The 15638-nt window shown below is 71.0% G+C and carries 17 protein-coding genes, 1 tRNA gene and 1 pseudogene; 8 read left to right on the forward strand and 11 right to left on the reverse strand.

The window, feature by feature from the left end; all coding sequences use genetic code 11:
- Together VJR25_RS13700 and VJR25_RS13705 are read left to right on the forward strand one after the other, a co-directional pair.
- The coding region (locus VJR25_RS13700) for an ATP-binding protein (protein ID WP_324115945.1) at window positions 1–571 on the forward strand (571 nt) is incomplete at its 5' end.
- Between the two features lie 132 nt (window positions 572–703).
- Window positions 704–991 carry a WXG100 family type VII secretion target gene (locus VJR25_RS13705; RefSeq protein WP_324115947.1) on the forward strand — a complete coding sequence of 96 codons (288 nt, stop codon included), beginning with the start codon at window positions 704–706 and terminating at the stop codon, window positions 989–991.
- Between the two features lie 79 nt (window positions 992–1070).
- Here VJR25_RS13705 and groL read toward each other — a convergent pair whose 3' ends face one another.
- The 4 genes from groL to VJR25_RS13725 form a co-directional block, all read right to left on the reverse strand.
- Window positions 1071–2690 carry a chaperonin GroEL gene (gene groL, locus VJR25_RS13710; protein ID WP_324115949.1) on the reverse strand — a complete coding sequence of 540 codons (1620 nt, stop codon included), beginning with the start codon at window positions 2688–2690 and terminating at the stop codon, window positions 1071–1073.
- A 125-nt stretch (window positions 2691–2815) separates the two neighbouring features.
- The gene (locus VJR25_RS13715; RefSeq protein WP_324115951.1) at window positions 2816–2995 is read right to left on the reverse strand and encodes a hypothetical protein; all 180 of its coding nucleotides are present in this window, start codon (window positions 2993–2995) and stop codon (window positions 2816–2818) included.
- A 7-nt stretch (window positions 2996–3002) separates the two neighbouring features.
- Window positions 3003–3302 carry a DUF3263 domain-containing protein gene (locus tag VJR25_RS13720; RefSeq protein WP_324115953.1) on the reverse strand — a complete coding sequence of 100 codons (300 nt, stop codon included), beginning with the start codon at window positions 3300–3302 and terminating at the stop codon, window positions 3003–3005.
- A 9-nt stretch (window positions 3303–3311) separates the two neighbouring features.
- Complete coding sequence (locus VJR25_RS13725) at window positions 3312–4340, reverse strand: DUF2332 domain-containing protein (RefSeq protein ID WP_324115955.1); 1029 nt, start codon at window positions 4338–4340, stop codon at window positions 3312–3314.
- 71 nt (window positions 4341–4411) lie between these two features.
- Between VJR25_RS13725 and msrB the strand changes: the two genes are divergently transcribed.
- Window positions 4412–4813, forward strand: coding sequence for a peptide-methionine (R)-S-oxide reductase MsrB (msrB, locus tag VJR25_RS13730; RefSeq protein WP_324115958.1), 402 nt, complete (start codon window positions 4412–4414; stop codon window positions 4811–4813).
- Between the two features lie 57 nt (window positions 4814–4870).
- Here the strand turns inward: msrB and VJR25_RS13735 are convergent.
- A tRNA-Thr gene (locus VJR25_RS13735) sits at window positions 4871–4943 on the reverse strand.
- 140 nt (window positions 4944–5083) lie between these two features.
- The gene (locus VJR25_RS13740) at window positions 5084–6064 is read right to left on the reverse strand and encodes a DsbA family protein (protein ID WP_324115961.1); all 981 of its coding nucleotides are present in this window, start codon (window positions 6062–6064) and stop codon (window positions 5084–5086) included.
- Window positions 6065–6378: 314 nt separating this feature from the next.
- Here VJR25_RS13740 and VJR25_RS13745 point away from each other — a divergent pair, with 314 nt between their 5' ends.
- Complete coding sequence (locus tag VJR25_RS13745) at window positions 6379–7482, forward strand: sn-glycerol-3-phosphate ABC transporter ATP-binding protein UgpC (RefSeq protein WP_324115963.1); 1104 nt, start codon at window positions 6379–6381, stop codon at window positions 7480–7482.
- 74 nt (window positions 7483–7556) lie between these two features.
- On the forward strand, window positions 7557–8870 hold the full coding sequence (locus VJR25_RS13750; protein ID WP_324115966.1) for a DUF4032 domain-containing protein: 1314 nt from the start codon (window positions 7557–7559) through the stop codon (window positions 8868–8870).
- A gap of 15 nt (window positions 8871–8885) precedes the next feature.
- On the opposite strand, the gene VJR25_RS13755 is transcribed toward VJR25_RS13750, so the two are convergent.
- Window positions 8886–9527 carry an NAD(P)-dependent oxidoreductase gene (locus tag VJR25_RS13755; protein ID WP_324115968.1) on the reverse strand — a complete coding sequence of 214 codons (642 nt, stop codon included), beginning with the start codon at window positions 9525–9527 and terminating at the stop codon, window positions 8886–8888.
- Between the two features lie 150 nt (window positions 9528–9677).
- On the opposite strand from VJR25_RS13755, the gene VJR25_RS13760 reads away from it, so the two are divergent.
- Window positions 9678–10454, forward strand: a complete 777-nt coding sequence (locus VJR25_RS13760) for a DUF427 domain-containing protein (RefSeq protein ID WP_324115969.1) — start codon at window positions 9678–9680, stop codon at window positions 10452–10454.
- 6 nt (window positions 10455–10460) lie between these two features.
- Here VJR25_RS13760 and rlmB read toward each other — a convergent pair whose 3' ends face one another.
- Entirely contained in the window at window positions 10461–11447 is a 987-nt protein-coding gene (gene rlmB, locus VJR25_RS13765; RefSeq protein ID WP_324115970.1) for a 23S rRNA (guanosine(2251)-2'-O)-methyltransferase RlmB, read from the reverse strand.
- Complete coding sequence (gene cysS, locus VJR25_RS13770) at window positions 11440–12846, reverse strand: cysteine--tRNA ligase (protein ID WP_324115971.1); 1407 nt, start codon at window positions 12844–12846, stop codon at window positions 11440–11442. Before cysS ends, rlmB begins: the two co-directional genes overlap by 8 nt.
- A gap of 91 nt (window positions 12847–12937) precedes the next feature.
- Between cysS and VJR25_RS13775 the strand changes: the two genes are divergently transcribed.
- Complete coding sequence (locus tag VJR25_RS13775; RefSeq protein WP_324115972.1) at window positions 12938–13402, forward strand: GNAT family N-acetyltransferase; 465 nt, start codon at window positions 12938–12940, stop codon at window positions 13400–13402.
- Here the strand turns inward: VJR25_RS13775 and ispD are convergent.
- The gene (ispD, locus tag VJR25_RS13780; protein WP_324115977.1) at window positions 13395–14570 is read right to left on the reverse strand and encodes a 2-C-methyl-D-erythritol 4-phosphate cytidylyltransferase; all 1176 of its coding nucleotides are present in this window, start codon (window positions 14568–14570) and stop codon (window positions 13395–13397) included. The genes VJR25_RS13775 and ispD overlap by 8 nt on opposite strands.
- A gap of 65 nt (window positions 14571–14635) precedes the next feature.
- Window positions 14636–15118, reverse strand: coding sequence for a CarD family transcriptional regulator (locus VJR25_RS13785; RefSeq protein ID WP_039397345.1), 483 nt, complete (start codon window positions 15116–15118; stop codon window positions 14636–14638).
- Between the two features lie 145 nt (window positions 15119–15263).
- On the opposite strand from VJR25_RS13785, the pseudogene VJR25_RS13790 reads away from it, so the two are divergent.
- Window positions 15264–15638: pseudogene (locus VJR25_RS13790) on the forward strand (DNA modification methylase); the annotation flags it as partial.

Raw genomic sequence — 15638 nt, forward strand, 5'->3', positions numbered from 1 at the left:
CACCGTGCCCTCCGGGCTCACCAGCAGCGCCCGCTCGCTGCTGCGCCGACGCCCCCGCGGCGGCACCGGACCGATCGAGCCGCTGCCGACCGGACCGATCCCGGTGCCCGCGCCGCAGCCGGTGCCCGCCGTCTTCGAGCCGATCGTGCTCGGCGACGAGAACCGCATCCGGCAGGTCGTGACCAATCTGCTGGCCAACGCCCGCCGCTACACGCCCGAGGGATCGCCGATCGAGCTGGGCGTCGGGCTCGACGCGGAGACCCGCGTGGGCTGGATCGACGTGATCGACCACGGCGGCGGCATCCCGGACCAGATCAAGCAGCAGATCTTCCAGCGCTTCTGGCGAGCGGACAACTCGCGTACGCGCGACACCGGCGGGTCCGGTCTGGGCCTCGCGATCGTGGCGTCGATCGTGGATGCGCTGCACGGCACCGTCGAGGTGCTGGACACCCCCGGGGGCGGCGCCACGTTCCGCATCGCGTTCCCCCTGGCCGAGGAGGCCTCCCGGGCAGGGCAGCTGTCGATCGAGACGCAGCCCATCGAGAAGCCGAGGCGGTCCCCCGCGGACTGAGGCCCGGGCGACCCGTCCACAGGGGCGCCGGATGCCGCCGCCCAGCGGATTCCGTCCACAGCGGCAGCCCGTCCCCGCCCTCGACGGCGGCCCGACCGTACGGTGGGACCACCCAACCGGAAGGAGCCACCGATGGCCGTCTACGCAGTCGATTCCGACGCGGTCCTCACCGCCAACACCGCCGTGCGCGGCACGATCGAGCGCCTGCAGTCCGAGACGCAGTCGATGATGTCGCAACTGGTCAGCCTGCAGTCCTCGTGGACCGGAACCGCGTCCACCGCGTTCCAGCACGTGGTCGACCAGTGGCGGGCCACGCAGCATCAGGTCGAGGAGTCGCTCGCGAGCATCAACGCGGCCCTGGCCAGCGCCGGTCGTCAGTACGCGGATGCCGAGCAGGCCACGGCCAGCCTGTTCCGCTGAACCCGGCCCAGCGGGCACGAGCCGAAACGACGGATGCCCCCGACCGTGGAGGTCGGGGGCATCCGTCGTCAGGAATGGATCAGAAGTCCATGCCGCCGGTCGGGTCGCCCGCCGGAGCGGAGACCTTCTCGGGCTTGTCGGCGACGACTGCCTCGGTGGTGAGGAACAGGCCCGCGATCGAGGCCGCGTTCTGCAGCGCCGAACGGGTGACCTTCGCCGGGTCGATGATGCCCTGCGCGAACAGGTCGCCGTACTCGCCGGTGGCGGCGTTCAGGCCGTGACCGACCGGGAGCGACGCGACGGTGTTCGAGACGACGCCGGCCTCGAGGCCCGCGTTGATCGCGATCTGACGCAGCGGCGCCTCGATGGCGACCTTGACGATGTTCGCACCGGTGGCCTCGTCGCCCGTGAGCTCCAGGCCCTCGAACGCGACCTTGCCGGCCTGGATCAGCGCGACGCCACCGCCGGGGACGATGCCCTCCTCGACGGCTGCCTTCGCGTTGCGGACGGCGTCCTCGATGCGGTGCTTGCGCTCCTTGAGCTCGACCTCGGTGGCCGCGCCCGCCTTGATGACGGCCACGCCGCCGGCGAGCTTGGCGAGGCGCTCCTGCAGCTTCTCGCGGTCGTAGTCGCTGTCGGTGTTCTCGATCTCGCGGCGGATCTGGGTCACGCGACCCTCGATCTGCGCGGCGTCGCCGGCACCCTCGACGATGGTGGTCTCGTCCTTGGTGACGATGACCTTGCGGGCACGGCCGAGCAGGTCCAGCGTCGTGTTCTCGAGCTTGAGGCCCACCTCTTCGGTGATGACCTGGCCGCCGGTGAGGATCGCGATGTCCTGCAGCTGAGCCTTGCGGCGGTCGCCGAAGCCGGGGGCCTTGACGGCGACCGACTTGAAGATGCCGCGGATCTTGTTCAGCACCAGGGTGGCAAGCGCCTCGCCCTCGACGTCCTCGGCGATGATGACGAGCTCCTTGCCGTCCTGGATCACCTTGTCGACGACGGGCAGCAGGTCCTTGATGTTGCCGATCTTCTGGTTCGCGATGAGGATGTACGGGTCCTCGAAGACAGCCTCCTGGCGCTCCGGGTCCGTGACGAAGTACGGGTTGAGGAAGCCCTTGTCGAAGCGCATGCCCTCGGTGAGCTCGAGCTCGGTGCCGAAGGTGTTGGACTCCTCGACGGTGACCACGCCCTCCTTGCCGACCTTGTCGATCGCCTCGGCGATGAGCTCGCCGATGGTGGGGTCGGCGGCCGAGATCGACGCGGTGGCGGCGATCTGCTCCTTCGACTCGACCTCCTTGGCGGAGTTCAGCAGCTCGTCGGTGACGGCCTTGACGGCCTTCTCGATGCCGCGCTTGAGGCTGATCGGGTCGGCGCCGGCGGCGACGTTGCGCAGGCCCTCGCGAACGAGCGCCTGGGCGAGCACGGTGGCGGTGGTGGTGCCGTCACCCGCGACGTCGTCGGTCTTCTTGGCGACCTCCTTGACCAGCTCGGCGCCGATCTTCTCGTACGGGTCGTCGAGCTCGATCTCCTTGGCGATCGAGACGCCGTCGTTCGTGATCGTGGGGGCGCCCCACTTCTTCTCGAGCACGACGTTGCGACCGCGCGGGCCCAGGGTCACCTTGACCGCGTCGGCCAGGGTGTTCAGGCCACGCTCGAGGCCGCGACGGGCCTCCTCATCGAAAGCGATGATCTTTGCCATGTGTGTCGTCCCTCCAGGACGTTCGCTTTGGGGTTCTAGCACTCGACGAACGCGAGTGCTAACGCCCATTCTGGCACTCTCCCCTGCCGAGTGCAAACAGCATCGACACGGCGGGACGCGGGGGCTCAGCGGACCAGCAGCAGGGCGAGGGCGATGCCGCCGATCGTGAGCAGGGCGGTCGAGGCGAGCGCCCAGAGGAAGACGACGCCGCCGTGCAGATGCGGGTTCTCGGCCCGGTGCGCGCCGACCCGACTGAGGTCGGGCACGTCGTCGAACCGGTCCCGTGGATGACTCGGGCGCGGCATCCGAGGTCTACCGGTCGCCGCTCAGCCGCACACGGGCCTGCTCGCGCCGGGACTGCTGCAGACGGCGCAGACGTGCGACGAGCACGGGGTCGTATGCGAGCGCGGACTGCGTCTCGACGAGCCGGCCGAGCAGCTGGTAGTAGCGCGGCGGGGTGAGTCCGAGCTGCGCGCGGATCGCCTCCTCCTTGCCGCCGCTGTGCCGGCCGCCGGCACGCTGCTGCCAGTCCGCCTCGAAGTCGAGGATGCCCCGGTCCTTCTCCCCCAGCGCGAGCGCGGCCGGAGCGGCGAGAACATCGGGAAGGGTCACGCGTCCACGCTAACGCGGCGTCGGCGCATCCCGGCCACGGCGCTCCGTGCGCCACCGGATCCATCCGCCGAGCGGGTCCACCGCGGCCAGCACTTCGCCGTCGAGGGCGAGCGCGAAGCCTCCCGGCCAGGACGCCTCGTCGATCGCGGGATGCCACGCGTCGTGCAGCGCGGGGGCGTCCAGCGTGATCCAGCGTCCTTCGCGCTCCGCCGCGGCGATGATGCGCTCGCGTCCGGCACGGGGCACGTGGGCCAGCACGCCCGGCGTGGTGACCACGAGGGTGGCATCCGGCGCGGCCCGCCGCACCCGGGCGGCGACCTCGGGGAGGAGGTCGGCGGCATCTCCCGCCAGCAGCTGCGGCGGGTCTGCCGCAGCGATGTCGAGCGCCGCCCGGACGCGCTCGACGCGCCCCTGCTCCCCCGGCCAGACGAGGCCCTCGAGCCAGCGGCGGTCCGCGGGGTCGCGGGCGTCGAGTGGCTGCAGGTCGATGCCGAACCGCGCGACGATCCGCGGCATCCGCATCGGAACCTCGGTCCCGCCCCGGACGTCGCAGTCGAGGCGGACGGTGCTCGGGCCGTCGGACGGATCCACCGTCGTCAGCCCGTCCCCTGTGCGATACCGGCAGCTGTAGCGATCGGGGTAGAGGCACAGCCCGGCGCTCGCACCCACCTCGAGCAGTGCGACGGGTCCGTCGATGAGGCTGAGCGCCGGCAGCAGGACGGCGCACCGCTGCGGCTCGTTGGTCTGCACGCTGCGGCGACTGCACTCGGCGACGACGTCGTCCGCGTGGTCGCGCACCCACGCCGTCCACTCGGCATACGGCCGCTCCGGTGCGCCGAGCAGCCGGGTCACCGCGAAGACGAGAGGGGGCTGACGGTGCGCGGCGGGGATGCGCGCCAGGATGCCGGCGGCCCCGGGATCGGAGGCCACTCCGGCGGCCCAATCCGCGTACAGCGCCGACCGGCCGGGCGCCTCGTCGCGTGCGAAGCGCGCGTAGCGCTCCCGAATCTGCTGCACGGTCGGATCGCTGGGCGTCATCCGTCCATTCTGCGACGATGCGGCGGAACAGACCGGCCCGCCGTCGGGTTGAATGGAGGGTGGAGGCCGACATGACGTATTCCGTGAACAAGAGCGACGACCAGTGGCGCGAGGAGCTGACCCCGGCGCAGTACGCGGTGCTGCGCGAGGCGGGCACCGAGAGGCCGTGGACCGGGGATCTGCTGGACGAGCACCGCGCGGGGCTGTACACGTGTGCGGCCTGCGGCGCCGAGCTGTTCCGCAGCGGCACGAAGTTCGACTCGCACTGCGGCTGGCCGAGCTTCTACGAGTCGATCCGCCCCGAAGCCGTGCAGCTGCTCGAGGACCGCAGCCTCGGGATGGAGCGCGTCGAGGTGCGCTGCGCGAACTGCGGCTCGCATCTGGGCCACGTGTTCCCCGACGGGTTCGGCACGCCCACCGGTGACCGCTACTGCATGAACTCGATCTCGCTCGGGTTCTCCCCGGAGGACTGACTGCGAGGATGCGGAAAGGCCCCGGCTCCGTGACGGAGCCGGGGCCTTGCGCGTGAGAGCCGACTACGGGACTCGAACCCGTAACCCCCGTATTACAAGTACGGTGCGCTACCAATTGCGCCAAGTCGGCGGGTCCTGCCGCTCGCGGTCAAGTCTAGGGCGTCCGCGAAGTTGAACCATCCGATCCACAGGCTCCGTGTCACCGGGCGATGATGCGAGCCGCACGGCGAGAGGCCGGGAGCGTCGGGGACGCTGCCGGCCTCTCGTCTGTCACTTCTTGGGCGTCGCCTTGGGGGTCGGCGTGGGCGTGGGCGTCGGGGTGGGCGACGACGTGCTGTAGTACGAGTCGCTCGCGATCGTCAGCACGAACTGGGCGAATTCCTTCGGGTCGCCGAGCGCGCCGACGTACGGCTGGCCGTTCACGAGGATCATGGGCGCGGACGTCAACGCGACATCCTTCGTGCCGGGAAGCCCGGCCAGTGCCTTGTCGGTGGACGTCTTCACCCAGGACGCGTAGTTCTCATTCTGGATGCACGAGCGCACGGTCTTCGGCGACTGCGCCCCGGAGGCGATCGCGAGGTCAGCGAGCTGCTGATCCGTGAGACCGTCCGAACCCTGATCGGGCTGACGCGTCAGCAACGCGTTGTTGTAGGCGAAGAAGGTGTCCGACGAGTAGGTCGCGACGCAGGCCGCCGCACTCGCCGCACGCAGCGAGTACTTGGTGCCGTTCGACTTCGGGGTGAGCATCGCCACCGGGTAGTAGGTGAGGGTCGCGGCATCCTGCGTGACCCATTTCGTCAGCTGAGCGGCGTTCGCAGACTGGAACTGCTCGGCGCCCGGCGCGAGATAGTCGACGTAGACGCGGATGTCCACCGAACCCGGCTGCGGCGTGGCGGACGCGGACGCCGACGGGCTCGGCGAGGACGCCGTGCGACCGGCGGTGCTCGCCGTCGGGGCGGGGGCGGGGGCCGACGCGTCATCCGCACCGGCCATGCCCTTGACCGCCGTCACCGCGAACCCGCCGTCGGTGACGTGCGCGGGCGAGAGCTCCGGCTTGGATGCCGCAGAGGTGACCGTCCAGGTCACGACCACGGCGACCACGGCGACCACGACGACGACGGCCGTGGTGATCGTGGCGCGGCGCATGGTGCGCGCCCGCGACTGCTTCGCCCGAACCTGCTGCGCCTTCTCACGCACCGCCTCGCGGCGATCTCCCTGATCGGGGATGTTCGGTGACTGGTCGCTGGACATGGAACCTCTCGACGCAAACCTGTGGTGCGGAAATCTCTCTGGGCACGCGGCGGACGAAGTCGGACCGGCGTGCGGATCGCAGGGGAAGCGATGGCAACGATGCTAGACAGGCAGGCTGTGAAATGCCCAGACACCGCCTGCCACGGACGTGTCAGTGGGCGCCTGCGGGATGCTCCCCGACGACTCGTGCTGGCCATCCCGCCGCGGCATGTCATACTGGTGCGAGCGCCCAACGGCGGGCGTGCGGGGAGGCCCCCGCTCATTCCTCACTACGGATCGTCCGGCACGTACCTGCCGGTGAAGGAGAAGAGAACATGGCGTCAGTCACCTTCGACAGCGCAACCCGGCTCTACCCCGGCGGCACCCGTGCCGCGGTGGACAAGCTCGACCTCGAAGTGGGCGACGGCGAGTTCCTCGTCCTGGTCGGCCCCTCCGGCTGCGGGAAGTCGACCTCGCTTCGCATGCTCGCGGGCCTCGAAGAGGTCAACGACGGCCGCATCCTGATCGGCGACCGCGACGTCACGGACGTCCCGCCGAAGGACCGCGACATCGCGATGGTCTTCCAGAACTACGCGCTGTACCCGCACATGACCGTCGCCGAGAACATGGGCTTCGCCCTGAAGATCGCCGGTGTCGGCAAGGACGAGCGCGCGGCACGCGTGCTCGAGGCCGCCAAGCTCCTCGACCTCGAGCAGTACCTCACCCGCAAGCCGAAGGCCCTGTCGGGTGGTCAGCGTCAGCGCGTCGCCATGGGCCGCGCCATCGTCCGCCAGCCGCAGGTGTTCCTCATGGACGAGCCGCTGTCGAACCTCGACGCGAAGCTGCGCGTCCAGACCCGTACCCAGATCGCGTCGCTGCAGCGTCGCCTCGGCGTCACGACCGTCTACGTCACCCACGACCAGACCGAGGCGCTCACCATGGGCGACCGCATCGCGGTGCTCAAGGACGGCCTCCTGCAGCAGGTCGGCACCCCGCGCGACCTGTACGAGAAGCCCAGCAACGTGTTCGTCGCCGGCTTCATCGGCTCCCCCGCGATGAACCTGTTCACCGTGGACCTCGCCCAGGGCGGCGTGCGGTTCGGCGACCTGATCGTTCCGGTCGAGGCCGACACGCTCGGCAAGGCCCACGGTTCGGACGTCACGATCGGCGTGCGGCCCGAGGACATCCAGGTCGGCCCGGCCGACGGCAAGGGCGTGCGCGTCACCGTCGACCTCGTCGAGGAGCTCGGCGCCGACGGCTACCTGTACGGACACGCGGACATCAACGGCAAGCGCACCGACCTCGTGGCGCGCGTCGACGGCCGCAACCACCCGAACGCCGGCGAGCAGGTCGTGCTCGCCCCGGTCCCGGGTCACGTGCACGTCTTCGACGTCGAGTCGGGCGAGCGCCTCACCGACAAGGCCATCGCTTCGGCGTAACCGGACAACACAGCGCGAGGCGGCGCGGTCGGGTCATCCCACCGCGCCGCCTCCGTCTTTCTGCGGAGACACCCGTGACCGAAGCACTCAGCATCACCGCCAGCTCGATCGACCCGGGCCTGCTCACCCTGCCGTGGCAGACGGGCCTGGCCGACTGGCCGAGCCGCCACATCGTGGCCCTGCCCAAGGGACTCTCCCGTCACCTCGTGCGGTTCGCGAACCTGTCCGAGCGGGTCGTCGCGATCAAGGAGACCACGGCGGCCATGGCCCGGCGCGAGTACGACCTGCTCGGCAACCTCGCCCGCCTCGACGTGCCCTGCGTCGACCGGGTCGCCGTGATCGACGGCCGGGTGGATGCCGACGGCGAGCCTCTGCCGGCGGCCCTCGTGACCGCGCACCTGCGGTTCTCGCTGCCGTACCGGGCGCTGTTCACCCAGGTGCTGCGTCCGGACACCGCGACCCGGCTCGTCGACGCCCTCGCGGTGCTGCTCGTGCGTCTTCACAACGTCGGGTTCTTCTGGGGCGACGTGTCCCTGTCGAACACCCTGTTCCGGCGGGATGCCGGGGCTTTCGCCGCGTACCTCGTCGACGCGGAGACGGGGGAACTGCACGAGGCCGGCCTGACCCGCGGGCAGAGGCTGTACGACCTCGACCTCGCCCGGACGAACATCGCCGGCGAGATCATGGACCTCGCCGCCGGCGGGCGGCTGGAGGGCGGTGCGGACGCGCTCGCGATCGCGGACGGGATCGTGTCGGCGTACCACTCGCTGTGGGCGGCTCTCACCGATCGCGAGACCTTCAGCGGCGACGAGGCGTGGCGGCTCACCGAACGCGTGGAGCGCCTGAACGCGCTCGGCTTCGACATCGGCGAGATGGCGATCGAGGCGACCGCGGACGGCACGCGCGTCTCGATCCAGCCGAAGGTCGTGGATGCCGGTCATCATCAGCGCCGACTCATCCGCCTCACCGGGCTCGACGTGGAGGAGAACCAGGCGCGCCGCCTGCTGAACGACCTCGACGAGTACCGGCTGCGTCGCACGTCCGGGCAGACGCCCGCCGTCGACGAGGAGCGCCTGGCGCACGAGTGGCTGACACGCGTGTTCGAACCCGTCATCCGGGCGATCCCGTGGGAGCTGCGCGCGAAGCTGGAACCCGCCCAGGTGTTCCACGAGGTGCTCGAGCACCGCTGGTTCCGCACCCAGGAGCAGGGGACGAGCCTCTCCCTGGCCGAGGCGCTGTCGAGCTACATCGACACCGTGCTGCGCCACCGCCGCGATGAGGCGACCGTGATGGGGCCGCCCACCGAGACGATGGCGCTGCCGGTGATCACCGCGGAGATCCCCGCCCTCGTCGAGGACGACGACATCGACTGGCGCGACCTCGTCTGAGCGGGGCTCTCCGCGTCAGTAGCCGACGGTGAAACGGGCGCGGCGGTGTGCGCCCTTCTCGATCTCGTCGACGACGGCGATCGCGAAGTCGGCGCCGGAGATGTACGAGTTGCCCTCGGCATCCTCCACCACCACGTCGCCGCCGGTCCGGTAGGCGCCGGTCCGCTCGCCGGGCTCCCACGAGCCGAACACCTTCGGCGGGTGCACGAGGAACCAGTCCAGACCGTCCTCGGAGGCCTCCAGCAGCTCGAGGGTGTCCACGCCGACCTGAGCCTCGTGCCGGTACTCCTCCGGCACGCCGAGGTCCCACAGCCGCGGGCCGCCGGGCGCGGCGAGGCTGCCCATGGCGCCGCCCACGACGCCCAGGCGGGTGCCGGTGCCGGTGAGGCGGTCGGCGAGGACGCGCACCGCGTCCAGGCCCTTCTCGAGCATGTCGCCGCGCGGCGACACCGCCGAGACCACGGCGTCCGCGCCGGTCAGGGCGTCGGTGATCGAGTCCACGTCGAGCACATCGCCCGCGACGTAGGTGACGCCCGAGACGGGCTCGGCCGGGGCCTTGCGCGAAATCGCGACGACGTCGTGTCCGCGCTGCGCGGCCTCCGCGACGATGTTTCCGCCGGCGTAGCCGGTTCCTCCGATGACGACGATGCGTGCCATGCTTCACTCCTCACGCCGCCCGGGTGGCGGCATCCGTGGGATTCAACGCCGCAGGCCCTCCCGCATTCCGTCCGATGCGCAGGACGTCAACTTCCGTGCGCCCACAGCCGGCCGCTGGCGTGCGGGCCCGCGGTGAGGTAGGACAAGATCATGGCCATCGACATGATCAGGATGCTGCGCGGCATGATCGGCGAGTTGCGCTGGGCTCCCGCGAACCGGCGGGTGCGGGCATCCGTCGACGGGTACACGGTGGCGGACTCCCGCGACGTCCGGGTCGTGTGGGAGCCGCGCCGGCCCGTCGCCCAGTACGCCGTTCCGGTCTCCGACCTGGCCGGTGACCTGGTGGATCCGATGCCGGTGACCGGCGACGAGACGCAGCCCGCCGTGCTGCCCCCGAGGGTCCCGTTCCGCGTGCACAGCACGCCCGGCACGTCGTGGTCGCTGCGACTGCCGACCGGCGCGGTGCTCGACGAGGCGGCGTTCACGCCGGCCGACCCCGACCTGGCCGACTGGGTCATCCTCGACTGGCACGCCTTCGACGAGTGGACCGAGGAGGACCAGGTCGTGTACGCGCACCCGCACGACCCGTTCCACCGGATCGACTGCCTGACCTCGACGCGGCACGTGGTCGTGCGGCTCGGCGACACCGTGCTGGCCGACACGCGCCGGCCCGTTCTGCTGCAGGAGACCAACCTCCAGAACCGCTGGTACATCCCGCGCGACGACGTGCGCATGGAGCTGCTCGCGCCGAGTGACACGTCGACGGCGTGCGCGTACAAGGGCACCGCCTCATACTGGTCGGCGGAACTCGACGACCTGACGGTGGAGGATGCCGCCTGGTCGTACGACGACCCGCTGCACGACGGGGTGCCGATCGGCGGGATGCTCTGCTTCTACGACGACCGGGTCACGGTCGAGGTCGACTGACGGGGATCAGGCGCCGCCGCGCACCGTCGACACGTGGAACAGCGCGACGGACGCGGCGATGCCCGCGTTGAGCGACTCGGTCGCCGACGAGATCGGGATCGACACGATCTGGTCGCACGTCTCGGTGACCAGGCGCGAGAGACCCTTGCCCTCGGAGCCGACGACGATGACGACCGGCCGGTCGGCCAGCTGCAGATCGGGGAGGGACACGTCTCCGCCGCCGTCGAGGCCGAGCACGAACACGCCCTGCTTCTTCAGGTCCTTCAGCGTGGAGGTGAGGTTGCCCGCGACGGCGACGGGGATGCGGGCCGCCGCTCCGGCGCTCGTCTTCCACGCGGCCGAGTTCACGCTCGCGGACCGGCGCTGCGGCAGGATCACCGCGTGCCCGCCGAACGCCGCGGTGGAGCGGATGATCGCGCCCAGGTTGCGCGGGTCGGTGATGCCGTCGAGCGCGACGAACAGCGGCGTCTGGCCGCGGTCCACCACCTGCTCGAGCACGTCCTGCACATGCGCGTACTCGTACGGCGGCACCTTGAGCGCGACGCCCTGGTGGACGCCGTCGAAACCGGCCATGCGGTCGAGCTCGGGACGGGTGACCTCCAGCACCGGGATCTCGCGGTGCGTGGCGATCGACAGCATCTCCTTGACGCGGTCGTCCATCTCGACGCGCTGCGCGATGTACAGGGCGGTGGCGGGGATCTTCGTGCGCAGCGCCTCGAGCACGCTGTTGCGCCCGGTCACCGTCTCGGTGTCGTCGTTCTGGCGGGCCCGCGTCGTGCGGTTGACATTCGCCTGCTTCGGCTTGGCCTTGCCGCCGGCGGCGACGTAGCGCTCCTGGGCGGCCTTGCGCTTGCCGGCCACGTGCCAGGCACGATCCTCCGCCTTGGGCGTGGGGCCGCGACCCTCGAGCGCCTTGCGGCCGAGGCCGCCGGTGCCCTTCATGGCGCCCTTCTTCTTGCTGTTGCCCGCTCCGGGGCGGGTCGGCTTAGCCATCGATCAGACTCCAATGCGTTCCGTCGGAAGTGTCTTCCAGGGCGATCCCGGCCGCTGCAATCGCGTCGCGGATGCGGTCGGCCGCCGCCCAGTCCTTGTCCGCGCGCGCCTCGGCGCGCTGCGTGATCATCGTCCGCATCAGCGTGTCCAGGGCGGATGCCGCGGCATCCGATCCCCCGGTCCGCCAGCGCGGGTCGAGCGGGTTGATGCCGAGGATGCCGGTCATCAGGATCGCCTGGTCGAACGCCTGGTGGACGGCGTCCTCGTCGCCGGCATCCAGCGCGGCGTTGCCGGCGCGCACCGTGTCGTGCAGCACCGCCAGCGCCTGCGGCACGCCGAGGTCGTCGTCCATGGCGGCCTCGAACGGCTCGGGCAGGCCCGGCCCGTAGACGAACCAGCCCTTCTCGTCCTTCGCGCGCAGCACGCGTTCCAGGAAGGTGCGGATGCGGCCGATCGCAGCATCCGCCTCGATCCAGCTGTTGTCGGTCAGATCGAGGCTGGAGCGGTAGTGCGCCGCGACGAGCGCATACCGGACCACCAGCGGGTCGTGTGCGGCAAGCACCTCGGAGGCCAGCACGAAGTTGCCGAGCGACTTCGACATCTTCTGCCCGTTCGCCGTGACGAGGCCGTTGTGCAGCCAGTACCGCGCGAACCCGTCACCGGCCGCGGTGGACTGGGCGAGCTCGTTCTCGTGGTGCGGGAAGCGCAGGTCGAGGCCGCCCCCGTGGATGTCGAAGGTCGCGCCCAGGTAGCGGCGGGACATCGCGGAGCACTCGATGTGCCAGCCCGGACGTCCCGGCCCCCACGGGGACTCCCACGCCGCATCCTCGGGCTCTCCGGGCTTGTACCCCTTCCACAGGGCGAAGTCGCGGGGGTCGCGCTTGCCGCGCGGATCGGCGTCGGCCGCGGACTCCATGGCGTCGACGGACTGGTGGGTGAGGGCGCCGTAGGCCGGCCACGACCGCACGTCGAAGTACACGTCGCCGGCGGACGCGTAGGCGTGTCCGGCGTCGATGAGGCGCTGGATGAGCTCCTGCATCTGCGGGATGGACGCCGTCGCGCGCGGTTCGTACGTGGGCGCCTCCACCCCGACGGCCGTGTAGGCGTCGGTGAACTCGCGCTCCATGCGGTAGGCGAGCGCCCACCACGGATCGGTCGCGGTGGCGTTGTCCAGGATCTTGTCGTCGATGTCGGTGACGTTGCGCACGAAGGTGACCCGGCGGAAGCGGTGCTCGAGCCATCGCCGCAGCACGTCGAAGCCGACGGCGGCGCGGACGTGCCCGATGTGCGGACCGGACTGCACGGTCGGTCCGCAGACGTACATCGTGACGTTCTCCGGGTCGCCGGGCACGAAGTCGCGCAGTGCCTGCGCCTGCGTGTCGTAGAGCCGAAGTGTCATCCCTTCAGCCTACCGGCCGTGCGCCGCGCGGACCGGGAGGTGTCGGGAGTCGGAAACATGCGCGAAACGCCGGTCTGGGATGCTGGCGCGGATGTCCGTGATCGAGATCCGCCCTGACGACCTGACCGGCACCGCCACGCGCGCACTGATCGCCGCGCACGTCGCGGCGATGCACGACGCCGCGCCGCCGGAGAGCACGCACGCCCTGGGCCTGGACGAGCTCGGCCATCCGTCGATCACGGTGTGGTCGGCATGGGCGCGCGGTGAGCTCGCCGGCGTCGCCGCGCTCAAGGAGCTCGAGTCGCATCGGGGCGAGATCAAGTCCATGCGCGTGCAGGACGGCTTCCGCGGCGAGGGCGTCGGCCGGGCGCTGCTGCGGCATCTGATCGCGCAGGCCCAGACGCGCGGCATGACGAGCCTGTGGCTCGAGACGGGCACGACCCGCGAGTTCGTCGCGGCACGGCACCTGTACGAACGCGCGGGCTTCATCGAGTGCGGCCCCTTCGGCGACTACGTGGCCGACCCGCTCTCGATCTTCATGCGCCGGCTCATCTGAGCGGCAGCACGAGCGCGACGGCGGTGGCGGCGACGCCGTCGCCGCGGCCCGTGAAACCGAGACCGTCCGTGGTGGTCGCCCCCACCGTGACCGGCGCGCCCAGGGCGTCGGACAGCACGCGCTCGGCCTCTGCACGCCGCGGCGCGAAGCGCGGCCGGTTGGTCTGCACCTGCACCGTCACGTTGCCGACCGCCCACCCGGCCTCGTGCAGCAGCGCGGCCGTGCGCCGCAGGAAGGCATCGGCGTGCGCGCCCGCGAACTCCGGGCGGGCAGTGCCGAAGTGCGTGCCGATGTCGCCGAGACCGGCGGCCGACAGCAGTGCGTCGACGATCGCATGGGCGACCGCATCCCCGTCGGAGTGCCCCGCGAGCGCGGGCTCCCCCGGCCATTCCAGGCCCGCCAGCCACAGATCCCCGTCGCCGCCGAAGGCGTGCACGTCGGTGCCCACGCCCACCCGTGGGGCACCGGGTGGGACGCTGCCCGCGACCAGCCGCGCCGCGCGCTCGAGGTCGGCGGGCGTGGTGATCTTGAACGCCCGCTCGTCCCCGGCCACCGTGTCGATGCGGTGCCCCGCGGCGGCCACGAGCGCGGCGTCGTCGGTGAACTCGGCGTGCGCGACCCGGTAGGCGGTCTCCAGCACGTCACGGCGGAAGCCCTGCGGAGTCTGGGCGGCGGCCACCTCGGAGCGGTCCACGGCGCCGGTCACCGTGCGACCGGCGACCCGCTTCAGGGTGTCCACCACGGGAAGCACCGGCACGACCGCCGCACTTCCTCCGGCGACGGATGCGGCCACGCGGTCGAACACCGCGGGCGGGGTCAGCGCGCGCGCGGCATCGTGCACCAGGACGATCTCGACATCGCCCCACAGGGCGGCGAGACCGGCTGCGACCGACGATTGCCGGGTGTCCCCGCCGGTGACGACGGTCACCAGGTCGCGGCGGTCGCCGGCGGCATCCCGGGCCTCGGTCAGCGCGGCGCCCTCATGCCCGGCCGGCGCCACCACCACGACCTGCGCGGGGGGCCCGCCGAACACGTTCGCGAGCGCGTGGTGCAGGATGCTGCGTGCCCCCACCCCGACCAGGGCTTTCGGCGCACCCGCGCCGAGGCGTGTGCCGGAACCGGCAGCGACCACGATGACCGCGATGCGCGGGACGGGAGTGATGCTCACGCCATGACATTACCGGGACGCCGCCGCACCCATCAGGGTGGCGGCGGCGTCCGGGCGATGAGACCTCAGGAGGCGAGGACCTCGTCGAGAACGAGGGATGCCTGCTCTTCGTCGGTCTTCTCGGCCAGCGCGAGCTCGGAGACGAGGATCTGACGCGCCTTGGCCAGCATCCGCTTCTCTCCGGCGGACAGGCCACGGTCCTGATCGCGGCGCCACAGGTCGCGGACGACCTCGCTGACCTTGATCACGTCACCCGAGGCGAGCTTCTCGAGGTTCGCCTTGTAGCGACGCGACCAGTTGGTCGGCTCCTCGGTGAAGGGTGCGCGCAGCACCTCGAAAACGCGGTCGAGACCCTCTTTGCCAATGACGTCGCGGACGCCGACGAGGTCGACGTTCTCAGCGGGGACCTCGATGATGAGATCACCCTGCGTGACGTTGAGCTTCAGGTACTTCTTGGTCTCGCCCTTGATGACCCGTTCCTTGACCTCGATGATCGTCGCGGCCCCATGGTGCGGATAGACGACCGTCTCGCCAACCTCAAAAAGCATGCAGTTAAGTCCTTTCGGCAAACTCTAGAATACCACAGCCGCGATGCACTAAGGTTCGCCGCCCGCCCCCCTCGGGGTGCCACGGGCACAGGCTCCGACCCCATAGAATGCAAGGGACAATCACGCCGTCCCTGCAGGAGGAACAGTGAAATCGCGTTTCGTCGCGGCCGTCGCCCTGGGCGCTGCCGTCATGCTCGGCACCAGCGGGTGCGCCATGCTCGCACCCCAGGCCACGACGATCCCCTACTCCCCCGCGGACGGGCTGAACATCCCCGAGAACGGCGCTCCGCTGATCATCCGGAACGCGCTCGTGATCACCGGAGACGGCACCACCGGCAACCTCGTGGCGGGCGTCGTCAACATGACCGACCAGCCCGCGACGCTCACCGTGCAGGTCGGCGAGGGCGCCACGGCCTCGACGCTGACCGTCGACGTGCCGGCCAACACCGTCAAGAGCCTCGGCGCGAACGCCGCGCCGCTGCGCATCGACAACCTCGACGCGCAGCCCGGCTCGACCGTG

The sequence above is a fragment of the Microbacterium sp. genome, from assembly GCF_035277845.1.
GTDB lineage: Bacteria > Actinomycetota > Actinomycetes > Actinomycetales > Microbacteriaceae > Microbacterium.